Source organism: Methylobacterium sp. Leaf361, from assembly GCF_001424445.1.
Lineage (GTDB): Bacteria > Pseudomonadota > Alphaproteobacteria > Rhizobiales > Beijerinckiaceae > Methylobacterium.
On the sequence record NZ_LMPY01000028.1, the window covers coordinates 13142 to 35469 of the forward strand.

Here is a 22328-nt window from a genome sequence, read left to right on the forward strand (position 1 = left end):
GCACACCGCACCGCACGATCCACCCCACCAGAGGACCACCGCAACCGATGGGCGCGCTGACGCTGACCCCCAACATCGCGACCTGGACGATCGCCGCCCTCGCGACCCTCGGCGTCATCCTGCGGCCGTTCGCGTGGCCGGAGGCGATCTGGGCCGTGCTCGGCGCCGGCGCCCTCGTGGCCCTCGGCCTGCTCGCCCCCGCCACCGCCTGGGACGGCGTGCTGAAGGGGACCGACGTCTACCTGTTCCTCGTCGGCATGATGCTGATGTCGGAGGTGGCCCGGAAGGAGGGCCTGTTCGACTGGCTCGCCTCGATCGCGGTGCGCGCCGCCAGGGGCTCGGCGACCCGGCTGTTCACCCTCGTGTACCTGGTCGGCACCGTCGTCACGGTGTTCCTGTCCAACGACGCCTGCGCGGTGGTGCTGACGCCCGCCGTCTACGCGGCCACCAAGGCCGCCAAGGTGGAGAACCCCCTCCCCTACCTGTTCATCTGCGCCTTCATCGCCAACGCGGCGAGCTTCGTGCTGCCGATCTCGAACCCGGCCAACCTCGTGGTCTTCGCCGAGCACATGCCGCCGCTGGTGCGCTGGCTCGGCCTGTTCGCCCTGCCCTCGCTGCTGGCCATCGCGACGACCTACGCGGTGCTGCGGCTGACCCAGGCGAAGACCCTGCGCGGGCAGGAGGTCGCCACCGACGTCGAGGCACAGCCGCTCTCCCGCACCGGCCTCGTGGCGGGGATCGGCATCGTGGCGACCGGCGGCGTGCTGATCGCGGCTTCCGCGCTCGGCCTCGATCTCGGCCTGCCCACCTTCGTGGCCGGGCTCGCCACCACGATCGTCGTGCTGCTGCTCAAGCGCGGCGGCCTCGTCGAAGTGGCCAAGGACGTGTCGTGGAGCGTGCTGCCGCTGGTGGCCGGGCTGTTCGTCCTCGTGGAGGCCCTGGAGAAGACCGGCGTCCTGGCGATGCTGGCGGACCTCCTCAAGGGCTACGCGCACGCCGCCCCAGAGGCCACCGCCTGGGGAGCGGGCGGCCTCGTCGCGGTGCTGTGCAACCTCGTCAACAACCTGCCGGCCGGGCTGATCGCGGGCGCCGCCGTCCAGACCGCCCACGTGCCCGAGAAGGTGGCGGGCGCGATCCTGATCGGCGTCGATCTCGGGCCGAACCTGTCGGTGACGGGCTCGCTCGCCACGATCCTCTGGCTCACCGCCATCCGCCGCGAGGGCCAGGATGTCGGCGCCTGGACCTTCCTCAAGCTCGGCCTGCTGGTGATGCCGCCGGCCCTCGCGCTGGCGCTCGCCGGCCTGCTCCTCGTCTGACCCTCCCTCCCCGCAAACCCGAAGGTCCGCGCGCGTGACGGCTGCCCTCCTCTATCCCTTCATCCTGGTGGCGGGCGCGCTGCAGGCGATCGGCAACGCCATGAACGCGCAGCTGCGCGGCCGCATGGTCAATCCGTGGCTCGCCGCGACGGTGTCGTTCCTGCCGATCGTCTTCGTGTTCACGACCCTGTTCCTCACGATGCCGACGCCGCTGCCGAGCCTCGACTCCCTGGGCAAGATGCCCTGGTACGCGCCCCTCGGCGGCCTCGCCGGCGCGGTCGCGGTGTTCGGCGGGCTCGCCTTCATCGACAAGGTCGGCGCCGGGCCGTTCAACGGCCTGACGCTCACCGCCAACATCCTCACCTCCCTGGCGATGGACGCGCTCGGCCTGTTCGGCCTGCAGGCGGCGGGCTTCAAGCCGATGCCCTGGCTCGGCGGCCTGCTGATGGCGGTGGGCGTCACCTTCATCGCGCGCTCGGGCGGCAAGAGCGACGGCGGCGGCTCGGGGGTCGGCGGCAAGCTGCTCTACCCGTTCATCCTCGTGGCCGGCGCCCTGATGGCGATCGGCGTGGTCTGGAACGCGCAGCTCCGCGGCGCCCTGGAGAATCCCTGGCTCGCCGCGACGGTGTCGTTCGTGCCGGTCGTGTTCGTGTTCGCGCTGATGTTCCTGCTGCGGCCGTCGCCGCTGCCGACCCGCGACGACGTCGCGGGCGTTCGCTGGTGGATGCCCCTCGCCGGCCTCACCGGGGCGGTCGCGGTCTTCGCCGGACTGCTCTTCGTCGACAAGGTCGGGGCCGGCGCCTTCAACGGCCTGCTCATCACCGCCAACCTCCTGACCTCGGTGGCGCTCGATCATTTCGGCTGGTTCGGCATGAAGCGGGTCAAGGCCGGCCCGCCGCGCCTGATCGGCGCCGCCCTGATGGTCGGCGGCATCGTGCTGATCTCGCTGTTCTGAGTGGCCGGGGCGATGTGGACCCTCCCCGCCTGGATCCTGCGCCGGGAGACCCTGCTCCTGGCCGGGGCCGCCCTCCTGGGCGTGGGCGGGGTCGCGGCGTGGTACCTGCTCCAGGCGACGGTGCTCACCATCGCGGTCGCCCCCCGGGACGGGACCGAGCCCGGCCTGATCAAGGCCTACGCGGACGCGCTCGAGGCCGCGCACGAGAATGTCCGGCTGAAGATCCTGTCCTTCGACGACGTGCGCGAGAGCGCCGCCGCCCTGCAGGACGGGCGCGCCGACCTCGCGGTGGTCCGCCCCGACGTGCTGCTGCCGACGAACGGTCTGACCCTGGCGATCCTGCGCGACCAGGCGATGGTCATCGCCTCGCCCGAGCAGGCCGGGATCACCAGCTTCCCGAAGCTTGCCGGCAAGCGGCTCGGCATCGCGGCGCACCGGGACGCCGATCTCTGGCTGCTCCGGAACCTCCTCGGCTATTACGGGCTCACCCTGGAGGAGGCCGCCGGCCCGGCCCGGGACTCGACGGTCCTGCTGGTCCCGGTCGACCAGGAGGCGGTGGCCGGCGCCTTCCGCGAGAAGCGGATCGACGCCTTCGTCAGCATCATCGCGCCCTCGGCGCCGAAGGCGCTGGCCCTGGTCTCGGCCGTGCAGGGCGTCGCCCGCGGCGGCAAGGTGGCGTTCGTCGCCGTGGAGGATGACGGCGCGGTGATCGAGCGCTTCCCGCGGCTCCAGGCGGTCACCGTCCCGGGCGGCCTGTTCGGCGGCCGCCCGAAGCTGCCGGCCGACGACGTGAAGACGGTGGGCGCCTCGTACCGGCTGATGGCCCGGGCCTCCCTGAGCCGCGTCGTGGCGGCCGACGTGACCCAGCAGCTCTTCGAGAAGCGCGGCGCCGCCGCCCTGGCGACGGACGCCGCCGAGTACGTCCAGGCCCCGGCCTACGACACGACCGTGGCGGCCACCAGCGCCCGCATCCCGATCCATCCGGGGGCGATCGACTATTACGAGCGCGACCAGCACGGCTTCATCGAGCGCTACGGCGACACGCTCTACCTCCTCGGCGCGCTGGTGGGCGGCCTCGTCTCGGTGCTGGCCTGGATCCGGCAGCGTCTCGCCAGCCTGCGCCGCGAGCGCATCGACCAGCTCCTGGACCGGCTCCTGGAGATCGCCGGGCAGGCCCGGGCGCTGCGCGACCCGGCGGCGATCGAGGCGCTCACCGTCGAGGTCGACGCGCTGGCCATGGACATCGTCCGCTACGCCCGCGAGCGGGAGCCGGACACCCGCACCATGTCGGCGGCGTCCGTCGCGATCGACACGGCGCGGGCGACCATCGCGGATTGCCGGGCGCGGGCGGCCGAGGACGGCGCGCGGACCGGGCGGCCCGTCCGGCTGCACGGCGCGGCCGGGGCCTGACATGTCCGTCCCAGCGCCCGCGCCCGCCACCGTGCCCGCCACCGTAACAGAATCGGACCGGAGCGACGCCGCGCCGGACGCCGCCTCGGTCAGGGCGCGTGTCGGCGCGCGCGTGGGCGCGCGGGTGCAGCGATCCCTGCGCTCGCGCACCGTGACCTGGATGACGGTGGGGTTCGCCACGATCCTGGTGATGACCGCCATCGCGCTCGGCGCCTTCGTGTACCAGCAGCGCGGCGTCGACGCCGTGCGCCACACCGTGGCGGTGGACGGGCGCCTCGCCCGGGTCCTCTCGGCGGTGCAGGACGCCGAGACCGGCCAGCGCGGCTACCTGCTCACCGGCGACGAGGCCTTCCTGGTGCCCTTCACCGAGGGGCGGCTGAACGTCGACCAGCAGCTCGATCTCCTGCGCGACCTCGTCCAGGACGATCCCGACCAGCGGGGCGACCTCGACACCCTGGCCGGGCTGATCCGCCGGAAGCTCGACGAGCTCGGCGCCAGCGTCGCCCTCATGCGCGCCGGCGACGGCGCGGCGGCCCGCGCCTCCGTGGCGGACGGGCGCGGCAAGCAGGTGATGGACGCGATCCGCGACCGGGTGCGCCGCATGGAGGCGCACGAGGCGCGGCGGATGGAGCGGCGGCAGGCGATGGTGTCGCGGATCGCCCTGGCCATCTGGGTCATGGTCGGGGCCCTGGCGGTGCTGTTCGTGCTGTTCGCCGTGTCGGCCCTGCGGGAGGCGACCCGGCGCAACCGGCTGTCGCGGTTCCTGCCGCAGGAGCTGGTCCTGCGGCTCGCCGACGGCGACGGGAGCCTGAAGGCCGGCCGCCGCCAGCAGGCCGCCATCGTGTTCGTCGACATGCGCGGCTCGACCACCCTGGCCGAGAGCCTGGATCCGCACCGGCTCTCCGAGTTCCTGTCCGCCTTCCGGCGGCGGGTGACGCGCCTCGCCCGCTTGCGGGGCGGCGTGGTCGACAAGTTCATCGGCGACGGCGCCCTGGTGGTGTTCGGCCTGCCCGAGCCCCGGCCCGACGACGCGGCCCGCGCCCTCGCCTTCGCGCAGGACCTCGTCGCGGTGATCGCCCGCTGGACCGACAGGGCCGCACCCGCGCAGGCCGTGCGCATCGGTGTCGGCGTCCATTACGGCGAGGTGTTCTGCGGGATCATCGGCGAGGCGGCGCGCTACGAGTTCACCGTGCTGGGCGACGCCGTCAACGTCGCCGCCCGCCTCGAGCAGGCGACCAAGCTCCACGGCGTCCCGATCCTGGTCTCGGAGGCCGCGCGGCGGGCCGCGGGGGCGCCGGCCGCGGCGTGGCGCGAAGTCAGCCGCGAGCCCCTGCGGGGGCGCCGCGAGCGCATGGCCTACCACACGCCCTCCGCCCCGGGAGCGGGCGGTCCCGGCCCCCGGCGGGAAGAAGATATCGCGTTCCCGGCGGTCGAACCGGCCCTCTGAGAAGAACCTGCCTGTCGTGGGGATCGAATGGAGAACAAGCATCTCCGTGCGCAGCGAAATTCGAAAGACGTGTCCATTGCGAACGGACCTGCCGAGCGCGACATTCGGCACCATGCGCAGCGCCTCTGAAAACCAGTCGCCGGCCTTCGATCCGTTCGGCGAGCCCGTCGCCGACGGCGTCGCCGGCGCCTGCCCGGCCACCTCGACCGGCGACCGCACGGCGCGGCGCGTCGGTGGTGCGGTGTTCTGGACGCTGGCGCTCGCGATCCTGGCCGGCCGCGTCTACGCCTACGATCTCCCGGCCGTGCAGGCCGTCGCCTCGCACGCTGCCCAGGTGCTCGCCCTGCGCTGAGCCTCCCGGTCGAGCCCGTCGAAGGCGACCCGCGCGGCGCGCAGGTTGCCGTCGATGCGCGGCCGCGCGCGGGCCCTCCCGGTTCAGTCCCTCGTGAGGTGGCGGCGGACGGCCTGGGCCGTGACGGCGGAGACACGCACGTTCGATTCCTGGGTCACCCCGGCGATGTGCGGCGTGAGGATCAGGTTCGGCACGTCGGCGAAGACGGCGCCCGCCGCCGCGTCGAGGGGTTCGCGGTCGAACACGTCCAGCGCCGCGCCGCCGAGATGGCCGGAGCGCAGGGCTTGCGCCACGGCCGCCTCGTCCACCACCCCGCCCCGGGCCGCGTTGATCAGGATCGCGCCCTTCGGCATCCGCGCCAGCGCCGCCGCGTCGATCAGCCCGCGGGTCTGATCGGTGAGCGGCACGTGCAGCGAGAGCACGTCGCTCTGCGCGATCAGCGCGTCGAGCGCCTGGCTCTGCACGGGGCCGTAGGCCGGGTTCCAGGCCGGGTCGCCCGCGGCCACGAAGGGGTCGTGGGCGGCGACCGTCATGCCGAGGGCCGCCGCCCTCCGGGCAGTCTCGCGGGCGATCGACCCGAAGCCGACGAGGCCGAGGCGCTTGCCGGCGATCTCGCGGCCCATCAGGGCGTTGCGCGGCCACGTGCCGGCCGCCACGCGGGCCGTGGCTCCGTAGGCGCCGCGCAGGAGCAGCAGCGCGGTGGCGACCACGTACTCGGCGACCGCGCCGTCGTTAGCGCCGGTGGCCGGGTAGACCGCGATGCCTCGCGCCCGGCAGGCCGGGACGTCGATGTTGTCGAGGCCGACGCCGAGGCGGCCCACCACCTTGAGGTCGCGGGCGGCGTCGAGCAGGGGGCCGCGGACCTGGGTCCGGTTGCGCACGATCAGGGCGTCGGCCTGGGCCACGGCGGCGGCGAGGTCCCCGGGCCGGTCGCGAGGCCGGGATCGTACTGCACGTCGAGGCCGGCGAGCTCGGCCGCGATCGCGGCCTCGTCCATGAACTCGCTGATGACGACCTTGGGCATGGCGCGCCTGTGTCCCGGTTCCGCGTGATCGTCTCCCGCTAGAGCCGTTCCGGCCCGCGTGGCAACCCGGATCCGGGCTCGCCCGCCCTCAGGCGACCGCGCGGACCGCCCGCTCCGTCGGGAGCGCCCGCCGGGGCAGGCTCTCGATCAGGCCGGGGATCTCCTCGGGCGGCCGGGCCGGGCTGTACAGGAAGCCCTGCGCGCTGTTGCAGCGCCGCAGCCGGAGCAGCTCGGCCTGCTGCTCGGTCTCGACGCCCTCCACGGTGACGTCGATGCGCAGGTCGCGGGCGATGACCATGATCGCCTCGATCACCGTCAGGCATTCGGGGCGGCTGCTCAGGTCGCGCACGAAGGCGCGGTCGATCTTGATCTTGTCGACCGGGAACTGCGTCAGGTAGCTCAGCGAGGAGTAGCCCGTCCCGAAATCGTCGAGGGCGATCCGCACGCCGAGCGCCCGCAGGGAGCGGAGATTGTCCAGCACGTGCGGCGTGTTGGCCAGGAAGATCGACTCGGTGATCTCGATCTCCAGGCGGTCCGGCGCGAGGCCGGTCTCGCCCAGCACCGCCGCGACGTCGGCGAAGAAGTCGGGCCGGCGGAAATGGACCGACGAGATGTTGACGGCGACGCGCAGGCGCACCGGCCAGGTCAGCGCCTCCGCGCAGGCCTGCCGCAGGGCCCAGCGCCCGATCGCGAGGATGAAGCCCGTTCCCTCGGCGATCGGGATCAGCTCCGCGGGCGAGACGGGGCCGACACCGGGCCGGGTCCAGCGGAGCAGCGCCTCGCAGCCGACCACTTGGCCGTCCTGCAGGCTGACCAAAGGCTGGTAGTGCAGCGCCATCTCGCCGTCGGCGAGGGCCTGGCGCATCGCCTCGTCGAGTTCGTGCCGGCGCTGGACGCGCACGTCCAGGTCGCGGTCGAAGCCCCGCCAGCGCCCCTTGCCGCCCTGCTTGGCGCTGTAGAGCGCGAGATCCGCCTTCCGGAGCAGGTCCTCGGGCTTGGTCGCGTCGGCCGGGGCGCAGGCGATCCCGATGCTGACGCCGATCTCCGCCCGGACGCCGTCGATGAGGTAGGGCTCGCGCAGGGTCGCGATCGTGGCCTCGGCCAGGGCCTGCGCGGCCGCGCCGTCCCGGCCGCGCTGCAGGATCGCGAACTCGTCGCCCCCGAGACGGAATGCCTGCGCGTCGGCCGGGAGCAGGGCGCGCAGGCGATCGGCGACCTGCCCCAGCAGGGCGTCGCCCGCGGCGTGGCCGATGCTGTCGTTGACGGTCTTGAAGCCGTCGAGGTCGAGGTAGAGCAGGCTGACCGTCGCGTCCGGGGCCGGTTGCGCGTTCTGCGGCGCGTTCTGCGCGGCGGCCGCGCAGGCCTCGGACGCGACGTCGTGGAACATGACCCGGTTCGACAGGCCGGTCATCGGGTCCCGGGTGGCCAGATAGGCGATGTGCGCTTCCGCCCGGCGGGCCTCGGTCACGTCGGAGCCGACGCCCCGGAACCCCGCGAAGCGCCCCTTCTGGTCGAGGAACGGCTTGCCGCTCAGCCGGAGCCAGCGCCGGCCGGCCGGCGTGTCGACGGCGATCAGGTGCTGGTGGAAGGCGACGCCCCGCCGGAGACGGTCCACGAGGTCGGCGCTCTGGTCGGCCTCGGGGGGCGCCTCCGCCCGGCCGGCGAGCAGCGCCGGGAACGAGGCGTGCTGGAGCCTCTGCACCGGGCAGGCCAGCACGTCCGCCATCCGGGTGGAGACGTGCTGGAACCGTCCGGTCCCGTCCGTCTCCCACAGCCAGTCGCTGGCATTCGCCTCGAAGGCGTTGAGCAGCAGCCCGATCGTCTCGCTCTGGTCCTCGACCCGCACGCGGTCGAGGATGCGCTGGCGCGACAGGCGGCTCATGCGGCTCACGCTCGTCACCACGAAGATCGCGTAGACGGCGAGCAGGAAGCCGATGCTGAGCGCGACCGGCTCCCCGGACCGGGCCAGCCCGACGAAGCTGCCGACGATGACCGGGACCGCGAACAGGTACGAGACCGACAGGAGCGGGCCGACCACGTAGGCGTCCGAGATCAGGCCGGCCACGATGGCGACGACGAGCAGCCGCGCGTCGCCGCCGGAGGGGGCAAACAGCACGACCGGCAGGGTCGCCCAGGCGAGGCCCAGGGCGAAGGCGAGGCCGGCGGAGATCCGGCAGCCCCACCGGACGGTGTGCGCCGAGGCGGTGTCGCCGTGGGTGCGCCAGTAGAGCCAGGTCGCGTAGGTCGCCGCCGTGATCAGCACTGCGACCACGGCGAGCAGGCCGAGGAGGTAGGTGTGCGAGGCCGAACCCCAGAAGAAGTACGCGACGGCCAGCGCGATGATCAGGTGCGTCACCGCCGAGTAGGTGGCGAGCTTCAGCGTCTCGTCGAGGAGCCCCGCCCGCACCTGCAGGCGGTAGCGGCTCGGCAGCGCGTCGTCGGCGTCGGGACCGAAGAGGCGGCCGAGCAGCGATCCCGGCCGGCGGACTGGCCAGGTCCCCCGCCGCGCGCCCGGCCCGGTCGCGCCCGCGGAGATCTCGGGCGACACCTCGGGCGACAGCTCAGGCGGCATGGGCCGCCCCCTGCTCGGCCCCGTGCCCGTCCCCCTGCCCGGCCCCCTGCCCGGCCCCGTGGCGGGGCGCGACCCTCATGGTCAGGCCGCCCCTGGGCCGCAGGGTCACGCGGAACTGCGCCGCCGGCATCTCGGCCGTCACCGGCCGGAGGCGGAAGGCGGGCAGCAGCGTCGCCAGGACGACGAGGCACTCGGTCAGGGCGAGGCCCATGCCGATGCAGACCCGCGGGCCGGCGCCGAACGGCAGGTAGGCGTAGCGGTCGCGCGCGGCGGCCCGCTCCGGCGCGAAGCGGCCCGGGTCGAACGCCTCCGGCCTGTCCCAGAGCAGCGCGTGCCGGTGCAGGGCGTAGACCGGCACGTGGACCGACTGCCCGGCCGGCACGACCGTGTCCCCGAGCCGGACCGGGGCCCGCGTCCGCCGCACGATCAGCGGGGCCGGCGGATAGAGGCGCATCACCTCGAGGAGCACCTGACGCGTGTAGGGGAGCCGGTCCACGGAATCGGGATCGGACTCGGGATCGGCGCCGCGGCGCGCCATCTCGGCGACGACGCGCTCCTCCACCTCCGGGTGCTCGGCCAGGACCCGGAAGGTCCAGGCCAGCGCCAGGGCGGTGGTCTCGTGGCCGGCGGACACGAAGGTCAGCAGGTTGTCGACGAGGCTCGCCTCGGTGAGCGGCGCGCCGGTCTCCGGGTCCCGCGCCTGCAGCAGGAGGCCGAGGAGGTCGGAGCCGGGCTCGCCGCGGGACCGGCGGCGCGCGATCGTGCGGGCGACCTCGCCGCGCAGGTAGCGCACCGCCTCCGCCCCGGCCCGGGACCCCGGATGCGGGACCCAGGCCGGCGCCCGCAGCATCTCCAGGGCGATCTTCCAGCTGGTCTGGCCGAGATAGGCGTCCATCGCGGCCCCGAAGGGCCCGACCTCCAGGTGGGGATCGCCCGACACCATCGTGGCGACGATGACGTCGAACGTCGTGCGCATCATCTCGCGCAGGATGTCCCGCTCGCTCCCGGCGGGATCGGCGTCGCGCCAGCGCGCCCGCGTCGCCGCGGCGGCCCGGGCCATGGCCGGCACGAAGCTCCGGACCCGGTCCGGGCGGAACATCGGGGTCGCGGTCCTGCGCTGACGCCGCCAGTGGTCCCCGTCCGCGGTGAGGACCCCCGCCCCGAGGGCCGGGGCCAGCGCCCGGAGCATGAACGGCTCCCGCTCCAGCGCCTCGGCCTGGTTGACCATCAGGCCGCGGATGTGACCGGGATCGCAGACGTAGGTGGTCCGCTGGCCGAGGAAGCGGGTGGTCACCAGGGGTTGTGTGTAGATCTGCCGGGGCCAGGCCTCGATCAGGCTGCCCAGCATCGTGACGAGCACGGATGGCAGCGCGACCGCCTCGGCCACGCCCTCTGCCACGGCCGCCGCGAACGGCGGCCGTCCCGGCGCGCAGACCCTGAACGTTCCGACAGCGGGCATACCGGCTCCCTCGCGGGACCAGATTCGAGGTTCAACGTTAAGTTTTGGCTTGCCGCCGCGGCGCCGTCGAGCGCTTCCCCCGGCGCCGGGGCGGAAACCGCCGCCTTGCTTACCGGGAGCTTACCGGATTCCCGGGGAGGCGCCGCGGACACCCGGGGGCGGCCCGCCCTAGCGGTCCCGGGTCGCGCGGGCCTGAGCCTCGAGGGCCTCGTGGAGCCGGCCCTCGATCAGCAGGGCCGAGCCGTAGTGGAACTCGATGTCGAAGGCGTGGCGCTGGTTCATCGAGAGCGACGCGCTCTGCATCGCGATGAGATGGCCCTCCGCGTCGAACAGGCCCGAGCCCGATCCGCCGTAGCCGTCGTTGCAATCGTGGCGGGCGCGGCGGATCGCGCCCTCGCTCGGCGGATCGATCCGCCGGACGGCGCAGGATTCCCGGCTGCTCTGCCCCCGGTAGTTCTCGTGCCCGGCCGGTGAGACCATCGTCACCGGGAGCGTCAGGTCGCCGGTCGGAAGGGTGGGCGGGTCCGGGATCGGCTGCGGCCGCGCCTCGGCCGGCTCGGCGAGGCGCAGCAGCGCCCAGTCGTCGGTGATGTGCAGGCGCCGCGCCTCGGGCTCGACGCCGAGTTCCAGGATCTCGGGCACGAAGGCGTAGTTCCGACCTGCTATCTGAAAGTAGCAGTCGGCGACGTTTCGAGTAACCTCCAGTTGTCGATTGCGGAAATTGTGCGCGTTCATCAGCACGAGGGACCGGCTCCCGATCAGCCACGCGGCGGCGGCCTTCTGGGGAATCCCGTCCGGGCGCCGGCACCACAGGACGCCCGCGCCGGGAAAGCGCTCCAGGTCGGCCCCCGTCAGCTCGCGCCGCCCGTCCTGCTGGTAGAGCGCCGCGAGACGGCGTTCCCCGCCGGTCCCGGCCGCCAGGGCCGCAGGCGCCAAGGTCGCGGGTGCCAGGACCGCAGGCGCCAGGGCGAGAGCTGCCCAGCAGGCGGCCAGCGCCGGAGAGCGGGCCGCGCAGCCCGTGACATGACCCATGGCGTCCTCCCGGGACGGGTCGGCGGCCGGCTCCGGGCCCGCACGCCCGCTTATCGTTCCCACCTGTCTGGCCCACCTGTCTGGGATAGCGGCCGGCTCTCGGTCAAGGTCTCCGTGATCTTACCAGATCTCCGGTGTTCTGTTGCCAAATCATCCCGAAAAGAAATGTTTCGTTTTGCAAAGACACGCATTACAAGCCGTGCGAATAATCAAGTGGCGCACAACGATAATAAGTCTTTCATAAGCTCAGCGAATACTGGAAATAGTCCCGTTATCGCGACGCTGGAGGCGGATTTGTCGGTGAAAGTCGTGTCGCCATCGAATCAACACCACGATGACTGCGAGGCCAAACGGCGTGGCAGTCCGGCGAGGAGACGCAGGATGATCAGGCTCCGGAATTCCGTCTCGGCATTGGCGATCATGGCGCTCGCGCCGGTCGCCATGGCGGGCGTGGCGCAGGCCAACGACAAGCTCGTCGAGAAATCGAAGAGCGACGAGAACTGGGTGATGCCCGGTAAGAACTACGACTCCAACAATTACAGCGACCTGACGCAGATCAACAAGAGCAACGTCAAGCAGCTCAAGCCGTCCTGGACGTTCTCCACCGGCCTGCTCAACGGCCACGAGGGCGCGCCGCTCGTCGTCGACGGCGTCATGTACATCCACACCTCGTTCCCCAACAACACCTTCGCTCTCGGCCTCGACGATCCGGGCAAGATCCTCTGGCAGGACAAGCCCAAGCAGAACCCGGCCGCGCGCTCGGTGGCCTGCTGCGATCTCGTGAACCGCGGCCTCGCCTACTGGCCCGGCGACGGCAAGACCCCGGCGCTGATCCTCAAGACCCAGCTCGACGGCAACGTCGCCGCCCTCAACGCCCAGACCGGCGAGACGGTGTGGAAGGTCGAGAACTCCGACATCAAGGTCGGCTCGACCCTCACGATCGCCCCCTACGTGGTGAAGGACAAGGTGATCATCGGCTCCTCGGGCGCCGAGCTCGGCGTGCGCGGCTACCTCACCGCCTACGACGTCAAGACCGGCGCGCAGGTCTGGCGCGCCTACGCCACCGGCCCGGACGAGGACCTGCTGCTCGCCAAGGACTTCAACATCCACAACGCCCATTACGGCCAGAAGGGCCTCGGCACCTCGACCTGGGAGGGCGACGCCTGGAAGATCGGCGGCGGCACCAACTGGGGCTGGTACGCCTACGATCCGGGCACCAACCTGATCTATTTCGGCACCGGCAACCCGGCGCCGTGGAACGAGACCATGCGTCCCGGCGACAACAAGTGGACGATGACGATCTTCGGCCGCGACGCCGACACCGGCGAGGCGAAGTTCGGCTACCAGAAGACCCCGCACGACGAGTGGGACTATGCCGGCGTCAACGTGATGATGCTGTCCGACCAGAAGGACAAGGACGGGAAGATGAGGAAGCTCCTCACCCACCCGGACCGCAACGGCATCGTCTACACCCTCGACCGGACGGACGGCACGCTGGTCTCGGCCAACAAGATCGACGACACCGTCAACGTGTTCAAGTCGGTGGATCTGAAGACCGGCACGCCGGTGCGCGATCCGGAATACGGCACCCGGATGGACCATCTCGCCAAGGACATCTGCCCCTCGGCGATGGGCTACCACAACCAGGGTCACGATTCCTACGACCCGAAGCGGCAAGCCTTCTACATGGGCATCAACCACATCTGCATGGATTGGGAGCCCTTCATGCTGCCCTACCGCGCGGGTCAGTTCTTCGTCGGTGCGACGCTGAACATGTATCCGGGCCCGAAGGGTGACCGGCAGAACTACGAGGGCCTCGGCCAGATCAAGAGCTACAACGCCATCACCGGCAAGTTCAACTGGGAGAAGATGGAGCGCTTCGCGGTCTGGGGTGGCACCACCGCCACCGCCGGCGACCTCGTCCTCTACGGGACGCTGGACGGCTTCATCAAGGCGCGCGACTCCGACAACGGCGACCTCCTCTGGAAGTTCAAGCTGCCGTCAGGCGCCATCGGCTACCCGATCACCTACACCCACAAGGGCACGCAGTACGTCGCCATCTACTACGGCGTCGGCGGCTGGCCGGGCGTGGGCCTGGTGTTCGACCTCGCCGACCCGACCGCCGGTCTCGGCGCGGTGGGCGCCTTCAAGAAGCTCGCCAACTACACCCAGATGGGCGGCGGCGTGATGGTGTTCTCGCTGGACGGCAAGGGCCCGTACGACGACCCGAACGTCGGCGAGTACGCGCAGCACGCCGCCAAGTAAGGGCCCCCAGTAACCGCCGCCTGCATCCCGTCGGCCCCTCGGCCGGCGGGGTTCTGGGATCAGATCCCGACAGGCGGGGCCCTCTGGCGCCCCGCCTGTCCCTCCGGACACGCCATCCGGACACGCCATCAAGAAACGCTTCGACAACAGGGATCAACGTCCATGCCGCGCCCGCGCGCACGCATCCTGGCGGCCCGCTTCGCCGCCGTCCTGACGCTCGCCACCCTGGCCGCCGGGCCGGTGGCGGCCCAGGAATCCGAGGCCCAGGCCATCCAGTCGGATCCCGGCAAGGCCCCGGCCGCCCCGCCGGCCGACCCCGCGACCCTGCGGATCTGCGCCTCCGAGAAGCAGCCGCCCCTCTCGATGAAGGACGGCTCCGGGCTCGAGAACCGCGTCGCGGTCGCCGTCGCCGAGGCGATGGGGAAGAAGCCCGTCTTCGTCTGGCTCGAGAAGCCCGCGATCTACCTCGTCCGCGACGGCCTGGAGAAGCGGACCTGCGACGTGGTCGTCGGCCTCGACAGCGACGACCCGCGGGTGCTGACCACCCGGCCGTACTACCGGAGCGGCTACGTCTTCATCACCCGCGCCGACAAGGATCTCGACGTGAAGTCCTGGTCCGACCCGCGGCTCAAGACCCTCGACCACATGGTGGTGCCGTTCGGCTCCCCCGGCGAGGCGATGCTCAAGGATATCGGCCGCTACGAGGAGGACATGGCCTACCTCTACTCGCTGGTGAACTTCCGCTCGCCGCGCAACCAGTACACCCAGATCGACCCGGCCCGCATCGTCAGCGAGGTCGCCAACGACAAGGCCGATGTCGGCGTCGCCTTCGGCCCGGACGTGGCCCGCTACGTCAAGGATTCCCCGACGCCGCTGCGCATGACGCTGGTCCCGGCCGACACGGTCGGCAGCGACGGCCGCAAGGTCCCGCAGGTCTTCGACCAGTCGATGGGCGTGCGCAAGGACGACGAGGCCCTGCGCAAGGCCCTCGACGCCGGGATCGAGAAGGCCCGGCCCGCCATCGCGGCGATCCTCAAGCAGGACGGTGTGCCGGTCGTCGCCTCGAACTGAGGCTGCCCCACCGAGACCGCCCCACCGAGACCGGCCCGGCGCGTCCGGGCCATCGATCAGGACATCAGGACCCGCTCAACAGATGCACATCGTACGTTCGGCCCGCGTCGCCCTTCTCACCCTCGCCGTGGCGATGCCCGCCGCGGCCCGCGCGCAGCCCCAGTCCGGCCCACAGACCGGCATCGTCTTCCGCAACACAATCACCGGCGAGGCGATGGACACGGCCGAGGGCAAGCCGGGCGGGCGGGACACGCAGGCGGTCAAGACCTTCTTCCAGACCGGGAAGAACCTCTACATCGACGACAAGTCCTGCCTGCGGAACGGCGAGAGCCTGTTCCTGACCTCGTGCTCCGGCTGCCACGGCCATCTCGGCGAGGGCAAGGTCGGGCCCGGCCTCAACGACGATTACTGGACCTACCCGGCGAACACGACCGATGTCGGCCTGTTCGCGACCCTCTGGGGCGGCGCCAACGGCATGATGGGACCGCACAACGAGGATCTCAATCCCGACGAGATGCTGCAGGTCATCGCCTGGATCCGGCATCTCTACACGGGGCCGGTGAAGGATGCCGAGTGGCTCACCGACGAGCAGAAGAAGACTTACAAGCCCTTCAAGGAGGGCGAGACCTTCGCCAAGGACGTGCCCGGCCAGTGCAAGCCGCTGGACTAGACGTTCTCGGCAAGTCGCGCCCCGCGGGAGACGGGGCGAACCAGCGGCCCGACCGGCCGCCCGAAGGAAGAGACGGAGGAATCAACGATGCGCACAGTGATCACGGCGGCGATGCTGATCGCGGGGGCGGCCTTCGCGGTGCCGGCGCTGGCCTACGACGGTCAGACCTGCAAGGCGCCGGGCAATTGCTGGCAGCCGAAGCCCGGCTTCCCCGAGAAGGTCGCCGGGACCAAGTACGATCCCAAGCACGACCCGAAGGAGGTCAGCAAGCAGGCCGAATCCATCAAGCAGATGGAGGAGCGCAACAGGAAGCGGATCGAGAACGCCAAGAAGACCGGCAAGTTCGAGTACGACGTCGCCAAGATTTCTTCGAATTGATCGCGGCCAACTGAACGCGGCCGATTGATCCGGCCGTCCTGGGGCCGGCCCGCGCCGCGGCGCCGGCCCGCAGCGACGCTCGGCACCGCGCCGCACCGACACGCCGCATCGTTACCCGGCGCCGCCGTTCCGGCGCCCCGCTCGACACCGCAGGCCTCGCCTCATGAACACCCTCCGTTCCGGAGACACGATGCTCACCGACTGGCGGGCGGCGGCGGCCCGCTTCGAGGCGGAGGTCGCCAAGGCGGTGGTCGGCCAGGAGCGGGCGATCCGCCTCGTGACGATCGCGATCTTCGCCCGCGGCCACGTGATGCTCGAGGGCGATGTCGGCGTCGGCAAGACCACCCTGCTGCGGGCGGTGGCCCGGGCGCTGGGCGGGGCCTACGAGCGCGTCGAGGGCACGGTCGACATGATGCCGACCGACCTGATCTACCACACCTACCTCGGCCCCGACGGCCGGCCGCGGGTCGATCCCGGCCCGGTCCTGGCCCGGGCCGAGGATCTCTCGGTGTTCTTCTTCAACGAGATCAACCGGGCGCGGCCGCAGGTCCACGCCCTGCTGCTCCGGCTGATGGCCGAGCGCAGCGTCCAGGCCTTCGGCCGCACCTACACGTTCCCGAACCTGCAGGTCTTCGCCGACCGCAACCGCGTCGAGCGCGAGGAGACCTTCGAGCTGCCGGCCGCGGCCCGCGACCGCTTCCTGATGGAGATCGGGCTGGAGGCGCCCCGGGACGCGGCGGTGCGCCGGAGCCTGGTCTTCGATCCGCGCTTCCACGACACCGACGCCCTCGTCGGCGCGGTCGCCGAGGGCGTGCTCGACCACGCCCGGATCGGCGGCATCGCGGCCGCGATCCAGCACGCCGTCCGCGCGGAGCCGTCGATCGAGGCCTACGTGGTGGCCCTCTGGGACGCGCTGGTCCGCCCCGCGGAGGCCGGGATCCGGCTCCCGGGCCTCGACACCGCCACCCTGGTGCAGGGGGGCGCCTCCCCGCGCGGCGTCGCCTTCCTGGTGCGCGCCGCCCGGGTGCGGGCGTGGCTGGAGGGCCGCGAGTGGCTGGTGCCGGAGGACGTGCGGGCGGTCTTCACCGAGGTGATGGCCCACCGCGTCTTCCTCGAGCCCGTCCACGAATTGCAGCGCGGCGCGATCGTGCCCGCCCTGTGCCGGGCCGCGTTCGAGACGGTGCCGGCGCCGTGAGCGACCCGCGCACGGCCGACATCGTCTACCTGCCGCGCTGGCGGCCGCGCGGCAGCCGGGCCGGCCTTCACCGGGGGCGCGACGCCGGCGGCGCCGGCCCGTTCCGCGATCAGGTGCCGTTCCTGCAGCTGCCGGATGCCCGCCGCATCGACCTGCGCGCGACGCTGCGCGACCCGTTCGAGGGCGTGCATGTCCGCCGCTTCGAGGCGCGGACCGCGGTCGAGACCTGGGTCCTGGTCGATCTCTCGGCCTCGATGGGCTTTTCCGGCACGGCCGACCGGGCGCGGCTCACGGGCGATCTCTGCCGGGCGCTGGCCGTTTCGGCGACCCGGATCAGCGACGGGTTCGGCCTGATCGGCTGCGACGAGACCCTGCGCGACGACCTCACCCTGCCCGCCACCCGCCACCGGGGCGCGGCCGTCGCCGCCGCCGAGCGGGTCGCGGGCGCCCCGCGGGCGGGGCGCGGCTGCGCCGGCATGCTCGAGGCCGCGCGGCGGCTCGCCGGGCGGCCGAAGCTCGTCTTCCTCGCCTCCGACTTCCGCTGGCCCGAGGCCCTGATCGCCCGGGTCTTCGCCGCCCTGGCGCCGCACGACACGGTGCCGGTCCTGCTCGCCGACCCGGCCGAGGCGGAGGCGCTCCCGCCCTTCGGCCTGGTCGAGCTCGACGACCTCGAGGGCGGCGGCCGCCGGGTTGTCCTGCTGCGCCCGAGCCTGCGCCGGGCCTGGATCGCCCGGGAGCGGGACCGGATCGCCGCCCTGGAGCGCGCCGCCGCGCCCTGCGCGCGCCGGGTCTTCCGGCTCGCCGGGCGCTTCGACGCCCAGGCGCTCACCCGCCACCTGATGACGACCTGAGCATGGGCGCGCGCGGTCCCGCCCTCCTGCCGGCCGGCCTCTCCGCCAGCCTCTTCGCCAGCCTCCGCGCCGGCGTCCTCGCCGGTGTCCTGGCCGGCATCCTGGCCGCGCCGCTCGCCCTGACGGCCGGCCCGGCCGCCGCGCAGGTGCGCTCCGTCGAGGTGCGCAGCCCGCGGCCCTTCGGGATCTTCCTGGGCGACCTGGTCGAGGCGCAGGTGGAGATCCTGGCCGATCCCGACTTCCGGCTGCAGCGCGCGACCCTGCCCCGGCCCGGTCCGGTGACCTACTGGCTCGACCTGCGCGCCGTTGCGGTCGACGAGGCCCCGGCGGCCGGCGGCCGGCGGGTGCGCTTGCGCCTCACCTACCAGAGCTTCTACGCCGCCCTCGACGCCCGCACCCTGGAGGTGCCGGGCTTCCCCCTGACGCTGGCGAGCGAGGCGGCGACCGGGCGCACCACCGCCGCCGTGCAGGTGCCGGGCTGGAGCCTCGGCGTCTCGCCCCTGCGCGAGGTGCAGCCGCAGCGGCGCGAGGATCCGGCCGAGTACCTGCGCCCGGACGGCCGGAGTGGGCGGGTCGATCCCGGGCCGGACGTCGCGGCGGCGGCGGGTCTCGGCGCCCTCGCGGGCCTCGCCGCGCTGGCGCTGGCGCACGATCGGGCCTGGGGACCGTTCCGGCAGCGGCGGGGCCGGCCCTTCGCGGCGGCTCTGCGCGCGCTCCGGCGGCAGCGGGCGGGGGCCGGGCCCGATCAGGCCTACCGGGCGGCGCTGCTGGCCCTGCACCGTGGCCTCGACCTGACCGACGGGAGGCGGGTGCTCGCCGACGATCTCGGCGCCTTCCTCGCTCGGCACGGGGCCTTCCGGGGCCAGGCGGCGGGGCTCGCGCGCTTCTTCGAGGCCTCGCGCCTCGCCTTCTTCGGCGGCCGGCTGCCGGCCGCGCGCGCGGCCTGGCCCCGCGCCGAGGCCGAGGCGCTCCTGGCGCGGCTCGCGGCGGCGGAGCGGAGCGCGTGAGGCCGTGACCGATCTCCTCGCCCGACTCGGCGCGACCGATCCCTGGGTCCTGTGGCTGCTGCCGCTGGCGCTGCTGCCGCTGGCCCGCTCGACCCTGCGCCGGATCTCCGTGCCGTCCGTCGTCGCCGCCCCGGCCGATCCCCTCTCGGCCTGGCTCGGCCGGGCGCTGACGCTCGCCGGCGTCCTGGCCATCGCCGGCCTGATCGTGGCCCTGGCGGGCCCCTACCGGACGGGCGCGCGGATCGAGCGCCTCGGCATCGGCGCGCAGGTCTCGCTGCTGATCGACCGCTCGGGCAGCATGAACGAGACCTTCGCGGGCCGGCAGCCCTCCGGCGCCGAGGAATCGAAGGCTGCGGCCTCCCGGCGCCTGCTGGCCGATTTCGTCGGCGCCCGGGCGCACGACCTGTTCGCCGTGACGGCCTTCTCCACCGCGCCGATGCTGGTCATGCCGATGACCGACCGCCACGACGCCGTGCGGGCGGCGATCGCCGCCATCGACCGGCCCGGCCTCGACTACACCAATATCGGCCGGGGCCTCGGAATGGCCCTGTCGCAGTTCGGAATCGATGTCGGCGCCTCGCGGGTTCTCCTGCTGGTCTCCGACGGCGCGGCGGTGATCGACCCGCGCATCCAGGACCAGCTGCGCGCCGCGGTCGCGCGGATCCGGCCGAACCTGTACTGGCTGTTCCTGCGCACCCAGGGATCGCCCGGCATCGCCGACCGGCCGGCCGGCGAGGACACGCCCCAGGCCGCGCCGGAGCGCCATCTCGACCTATTCTTCAAGAGCCTCGGCGTGCCCTACCGCGCCTTCGAGGCCGAGGGCGCCGAGGCGGTGGCCGCCGCCATCCGGCAGATCGAGGCCCTGGAGCGGGACCCGATCCCCTACGTCGAGGAGCGCCCACGCCGGGACCTGACCGGGCTCGCCGCCGCGCTCGCCGCCCTGGGCCTCGCGCTGCTGGTCCTGGCCAAGCTCGCGGAGGTGGACCTCGCGGCGGCACCGGCGGATGCGGAGACTGCGACGGAGGCCGCGACCGAGACCGCGGGCGCGGCGGCGCGGAGGGCGGCATGAGCGCCGGCGCCCTCCTCGACGGCCCGGCCCCGCGCCGCACCGCCCGCCCCCGCCTCGGCTTGGCCGCAGCGTGGCGCCGGGTCCGGCCGGCCCTGCTGGTCGCGCTGCCGCTGGTCCTCGCGGCCGCCGCCCTGTGGTTCGCGGTCTCGGGCTGGAGCGCCGCGCGCGACGACGACCGGATCGCCGCCCTGGAGGCGGGCCGCGACCGGCCGGTCGAGCCGGATGCGCGGCCGGCCCTCCTGGCGGCGCGGATCGGATTCCTCGCCGCCCGGGACCGTCTCGGCGAGACCGAGCCCCTCCTCGACGCCCTCGACCGCGCCGGCGCGGTGCGGGAGGCGGCCCGGGCGCGGTACGTCATCGGCAACGCGCGGATGCGGCAGGCCTTCGCGCTGATCGGCCGGGGCGACCTCGACAAGGCCGCGCCCCAGGTGACGCTGGCGCGGCAGGATTACCGCCGCGCCCTCCAGGCCCGGCCAGAGTTCTGGGACGCCAAGTACAACCTCGACGTCGCCTCGCGCCTCGTGCGCGACTACCCGGAATTCGACCGCAAGACCGGGGACGAGCTGCGCGCCGAGCCGAAGAAGATCTGGACCGACATCCCCGGCCAGCCGCGGGGCGGCCCGTGAGCCCGCGGCGCGTCCTTCCCCCCGTCCTGCCCTCGGTCCTGCCCACCCTCGTCGCCCGCAACCTGCGCGACGGGCGGTTCCGCGCCCTGGCGGCGGCCCTCGCGCTGGCGCTGGCGGCCCTGGTCGCGCCGCCGATCCCGGTCACCCGCACCGGCGTGTCGGTGCTGGCGGTGGTCGACATCACCGGCAGCATGGCGGTGCGCGACTATCCTGCCGCCGGCGGGTCGATGAGCCGGCTCGAGACCGTCAAGGCGGCGCTGCGGGCGACGCTGCCCGACCTCCCCTGCGGCTCGCGGGTGGCGCTCGGCCTGTTCACCGACCGGCGGCCGTTCCTGCTGTTCACGCCGGTCGAGGTCTGCGCCGACTTCGCGCCGCTGGACGGCGCCATCGCGGCCCTCGACCCGCGCATGGCCTGGGAGGGGGACAGCCGCATCGCGGCCGGCCTGTTCCGGTCGATCGCCATGGCGGGGGAGATCGACGCCGACCTCCTGTTCCTCACCGACGGCCAGGAGACGCCGCCCCTGCCCGCCTCCGGCGGCCCGACCTTCGACGGCAGGCCCGGCGCGGTGCGCGGGCTGATCGTCGGCGCGGGCGGCTACGGCCTGTCGCCGATCCCGCGCTTCGACGATCGCGGGCGCGAGACGGGTTTCCTCGGCGAGAGCGACGTCCAGCAGGAGAACCGCTCCGGGCCGCCCCCGGCCGACGCGGAATCCCGCGAGGGCTACAACCCGCGCAACGCCCCCTTCGGGGCCCAGGCCGCCCACGGCACCGAGCACCTCTCGTCGGTCCGCGAGCCCTACCTGAAGCGCCTCGCCGCCGAGACCGGCCTCGGCTACGTCCATCTCGACGGCCCGGGCGGTCTCGCCGCCCCTCTGCGCGCTGCGGCGACGCCGCGCCCGCTGCCCGGCCGCCTCGACCCGCGGCCCGCCCTCCTGGCGGCGGCCCTGGCTCTGACGCTCTTGGCCCTCCTGGCGGGGCCCCTCGCCCGCGCCCTTCGCGCGCTCCGCGGGCGCGCGGGCCACTCTGCTCCAACCCCTGCTCCAACCGGAGCGATCAGGACCTGACCATGCGGATGCCCCTCGCCCTCTTTCCGGCCCTCGCCCCGGCCCTCGCCGTCGTCGGCCTCGCCGGCGCGGCGCTGGCCCACGGGCCGACGCCGCAGAAGATCGACCAGTCGATCACCATCCAGGCGCCCCCGGAGGCGGTCTGGAAGGTGGTGGGCGATTTCGGCGGCATCGGGCGCTGGCACCCGGACGTCGCCAAGGCCGAGGCCAGCGGCGGCAACGTCGAGGGCACGACCCGCCGGGTGACCCTCAAGGCCGGCGGCACCCTGGTCGAGGGGCTGGACGAGTGGCTGGCCGACGGCCGGACCTACTCGTACCGGATGTCCGACCCGGACCTGAAGGCGCTCCCCGTCTCCTCCTACTCGGCGACGCTCACCGTGACCCCGGACGGGACCGGCTCCAAAGTGTCGTGGATCGGCCGCTTCTACCGGGGCGACACCGGCAACGAGCCGCCGGAGACTCTCAGCGACGAGGCCGGGCGCACGGCGATGAACCGCTACTTCGCGGACGGGCTCAAGGGCCTGAAGGCGGCCGTCGAGGGCCGGACGACCCATTGAGGCCCCGC

The 22328-nt window shown here is 73.2% G+C and carries 19 protein-coding genes and 1 pseudogene; 16 read left to right on the forward strand and 4 right to left on the reverse strand.

Annotation, left to right across the window (positions count from 1 at the left end; all coding sequences use genetic code 11):
• Positions 1 to 47: 47 nt before the first annotated feature.
• The 5 genes from ASG32_RS19785 (at position 48) to ASG32_RS19805 (ending at position 5480) form a co-directional block, all read left to right on the forward strand.
• Positions 48 to 1316 carry an arsenic transporter gene (locus tag ASG32_RS19785; RefSeq protein WP_056529770.1) on the forward strand — a complete coding sequence of 423 codons (1269 nt, stop codon included), beginning with the start codon at positions 48 to 50 and terminating at the stop codon, positions 1314 to 1316.
• A 34-nt stretch (positions 1317 to 1350) separates the two neighbouring features.
• On the forward strand, positions 1351 to 2271 hold the full coding sequence (locus tag ASG32_RS19790) for a DMT family transporter (protein ID WP_020096018.1): 921 nt from the start codon (positions 1351 to 1353) through the stop codon (positions 2269 to 2271).
• Positions 2272 to 2283: 12 nt separating this feature from the next.
• The gene (locus tag ASG32_RS19795; protein ID WP_056529818.1) at positions 2284 to 3681 is read left to right on the forward strand and encodes a TAXI family TRAP transporter solute-binding subunit; all 1398 of its coding nucleotides are present in this window, start codon (positions 2284 to 2286) and stop codon (positions 3679 to 3681) included.
• A gap of 1 nt (position 3682) precedes the next feature.
• Positions 3683 to 5128, forward strand: a complete 1446-nt coding sequence (locus ASG32_RS19800) for a CHASE3 domain-containing protein (protein WP_244492072.1) — start codon at positions 3683 to 3685, stop codon at positions 5126 to 5128.
• Between the two features lie 112 nt (positions 5129 to 5240).
• Complete coding sequence (locus ASG32_RS19805; protein ID WP_020096021.1) at positions 5241 to 5480, forward strand: hypothetical protein; 240 nt, start codon at positions 5241 to 5243, stop codon at positions 5478 to 5480.
• An 83-nt stretch (positions 5481 to 5563) separates the two neighbouring features.
• On the opposite strand, the pseudogene ASG32_RS19810 reads toward ASG32_RS19805, so the two are convergent.
• From ASG32_RS19810 to ASG32_RS19825, 4 genes and pseudogenes are all read right to left on the reverse strand, one after another.
• Positions 5564 to 6504 (reverse strand): annotated as a pseudogene (locus ASG32_RS19810) (hydroxyacid dehydrogenase).
• Positions 6505 to 6592: 88 nt separating this feature from the next.
• Positions 6593 to 9076 (reverse strand): EAL domain-containing protein, encoded by a 2484-nt coding sequence (locus tag ASG32_RS19815; RefSeq protein WP_056529775.1) that lies wholly within the window; start codon positions 9074 to 9076, stop codon positions 6593 to 6595.
• Entirely contained in the window at positions 9066 to 10535 is a 1470-nt protein-coding gene (locus tag ASG32_RS19820; RefSeq protein ID WP_056529778.1) for a cytochrome P450, read from the reverse strand. The genes ASG32_RS19815 and ASG32_RS19820 overlap by 11 nt, the downstream gene beginning before the upstream one ends.
• A gap of 168 nt (positions 10536 to 10703) precedes the next feature.
• Positions 10704 to 11567: a serine protease gene (locus tag ASG32_RS19825; protein ID WP_056529782.1), complete on the reverse strand. Its 864-nt coding sequence runs from the start codon at positions 11565 to 11567 to the stop codon at positions 10704 to 10706.
• A gap of 381 nt (positions 11568 to 11948) precedes the next feature.
• Here ASG32_RS19825 and ASG32_RS19830 point away from each other — a divergent pair, with 381 nt between their 5' ends.
• The 11 genes from ASG32_RS19830 (at position 11949) to ASG32_RS19880 (ending at position 22320) form a co-directional block, all read left to right on the forward strand.
• Positions 11949 to 13832, forward strand: coding sequence for a methanol/ethanol family PQQ-dependent dehydrogenase (locus tag ASG32_RS19830; RefSeq protein WP_026605374.1), 1884 nt, complete (start codon positions 11949 to 11951; stop codon positions 13830 to 13832).
• A gap of 162 nt (positions 13833 to 13994) precedes the next feature.
• Positions 13995 to 14903 carry a methanol oxidation system protein MoxJ gene (moxJ, locus tag ASG32_RS19835; RefSeq protein ID WP_056529785.1) on the forward strand — a complete coding sequence of 303 codons (909 nt, stop codon included), beginning with the start codon at positions 13995 to 13997 and terminating at the stop codon, positions 14901 to 14903.
• 82 nt (positions 14904 to 14985) lie between these two features.
• Positions 14986 to 15573, forward strand: a complete 588-nt coding sequence (gene moxG, locus ASG32_RS19840; RefSeq protein ID WP_020096029.1) for a cytochrome c(L), periplasmic — start codon at positions 14986 to 14988, stop codon at positions 15571 to 15573.
• Positions 15574 to 15660: 87 nt separating this feature from the next.
• On the forward strand, positions 15661 to 15951 hold the full coding sequence (locus ASG32_RS19845) for a methanol dehydrogenase [cytochrome c] subunit (RefSeq protein WP_012321128.1): 291 nt from the start codon (positions 15661 to 15663) through the stop codon (positions 15949 to 15951).
• A 163-nt stretch (positions 15952 to 16114) separates the two neighbouring features.
• Positions 16115 to 17146 (forward strand): MoxR family ATPase, encoded by a 1032-nt coding sequence (locus tag ASG32_RS19850; protein ID WP_026605375.1) that lies wholly within the window; start codon positions 16115 to 16117, stop codon positions 17144 to 17146.
• Positions 17143 to 17997, forward strand: a complete 855-nt coding sequence (locus ASG32_RS19855) for a DUF58 domain-containing protein (RefSeq protein ID WP_056529821.1) — start codon at positions 17143 to 17145, stop codon at positions 17995 to 17997. Before ASG32_RS19850 ends, ASG32_RS19855 begins: the two co-directional genes overlap by 4 nt.
• 2 nt (positions 17998 to 17999) lie before the next feature.
• Positions 18000 to 19004, forward strand: coding sequence for a nonribosomal peptide synthetase MxaA (locus ASG32_RS19860; RefSeq protein WP_244492073.1), 1005 nt, complete (start codon positions 18000 to 18002; stop codon positions 19002 to 19004).
• Positions 19005 to 19008: 4 nt separating this feature from the next.
• On the forward strand, positions 19009 to 20073 hold the full coding sequence (locus tag ASG32_RS19865) for a vWA domain-containing protein (protein WP_056529789.1): 1065 nt from the start codon (positions 19009 to 19011) through the stop codon (positions 20071 to 20073).
• A complete protein-coding gene (locus ASG32_RS19870) occupies positions 20070 to 20699 on the forward strand; it encodes a hypothetical protein (RefSeq protein ID WP_056529792.1) in 630 nt (209 codons plus the stop codon). The genes ASG32_RS19865 and ASG32_RS19870 overlap by 4 nt, the downstream gene beginning before the upstream one ends.
• Positions 20696 to 21763: a vWA domain-containing protein gene (locus tag ASG32_RS19875; protein WP_056529795.1), complete on the forward strand. Its 1068-nt coding sequence runs from the start codon at positions 20696 to 20698 to the stop codon at positions 21761 to 21763. Before ASG32_RS19870 ends, ASG32_RS19875 begins: the two co-directional genes overlap by 4 nt.
• A gap of 2 nt (positions 21764 to 21765) precedes the next feature.
• Entirely contained in the window at positions 21766 to 22320 is a 555-nt protein-coding gene (locus ASG32_RS19880; RefSeq protein ID WP_056529798.1) for an SRPBCC family protein, read from the forward strand.
• Positions 22321 to 22328: the final 8 nt, after the last annotated feature.

Bases quoted from the DNA above. Each gene is read 5' to 3' on its own strand.
- ASG32_RS19820 (WP_056529778.1), bottom strand. From the start codon at position 10,535: ATGCCCGCTGTCGGAACGTTCAGGGTCTGCGCGCCGGGACGGCCGCCG.
- ASG32_RS19795 (WP_056529818.1), top strand. From the start codon at position 2,284: ATGTGGACCCTCCCCGCCTGGATCCTGCGCCGGGAGACCCTGCTCCTG.
- moxG (WP_020096029.1), top strand. From the start codon at position 14,986: ATGCACATCGTACGTTCGGCCCGCGTCGCCCTTCTCACCCTCGCCGTG.
- ASG32_RS19785 (WP_056529770.1), top strand. From the start codon at position 48: ATGGGCGCGCTGACGCTGACCCCCAACATCGCGACCTGGACGATCGCC.
- ASG32_RS19800 (WP_244492072.1), top strand. From the start codon at position 3,683: ATGTCCGTCCCAGCGCCCGCGCCCGCCACCGTGCCCGCCACCGTAACA.
- ASG32_RS19845 (WP_012321128.1), top strand. From the start codon at position 15,661: ATGCGCACAGTGATCACGGCGGCGATGCTGATCGCGGGGGCGGCCTTC.
- ASG32_RS19870 (WP_056529792.1), top strand. From the start codon at position 20,070: ATGAGCGCCGGCGCCCTCCTCGACGGCCCGGCCCCGCGCCGCACCGCC.
- ASG32_RS19825 (WP_056529782.1), bottom strand. From the start codon at position 11,567: ATGGGTCATGTCACGGGCTGCGCGGCCCGCTCTCCGGCGCTGGCCGCC.
- ASG32_RS19850 (WP_026605375.1), top strand. From the start codon at position 16,115: ATGAACACCCTCCGTTCCGGAGACACGATGCTCACCGACTGGCGGGCG.
- ASG32_RS19880 (WP_056529798.1), top strand. From the start codon at position 21,766: ATGCGGATGCCCCTCGCCCTCTTTCCGGCCCTCGCCCCGGCCCTCGCC.
- ASG32_RS19805 (WP_020096021.1), top strand. From the start codon at position 5,241: ATGCGCAGCGCCTCTGAAAACCAGTCGCCGGCCTTCGATCCGTTCGGC.
- ASG32_RS19830 (WP_026605374.1), top strand. From the start codon at position 11,949: ATGATCAGGCTCCGGAATTCCGTCTCGGCATTGGCGATCATGGCGCTC.
- ASG32_RS19815 (WP_056529775.1), bottom strand. From the start codon at position 9,076: ATGCCGCCTGAGCTGTCGCCCGAGGTGTCGCCCGAGATCTCCGCGGGC.
- moxJ (WP_056529785.1), top strand. From the start codon at position 13,995: ATGCCGCGCCCGCGCGCACGCATCCTGGCGGCCCGCTTCGCCGCCGTC.
- ASG32_RS19860 (WP_244492073.1), top strand. From the start codon at position 18,000: ATGGGCGCGCGCGGTCCCGCCCTCCTGCCGGCCGGCCTCTCCGCCAGC.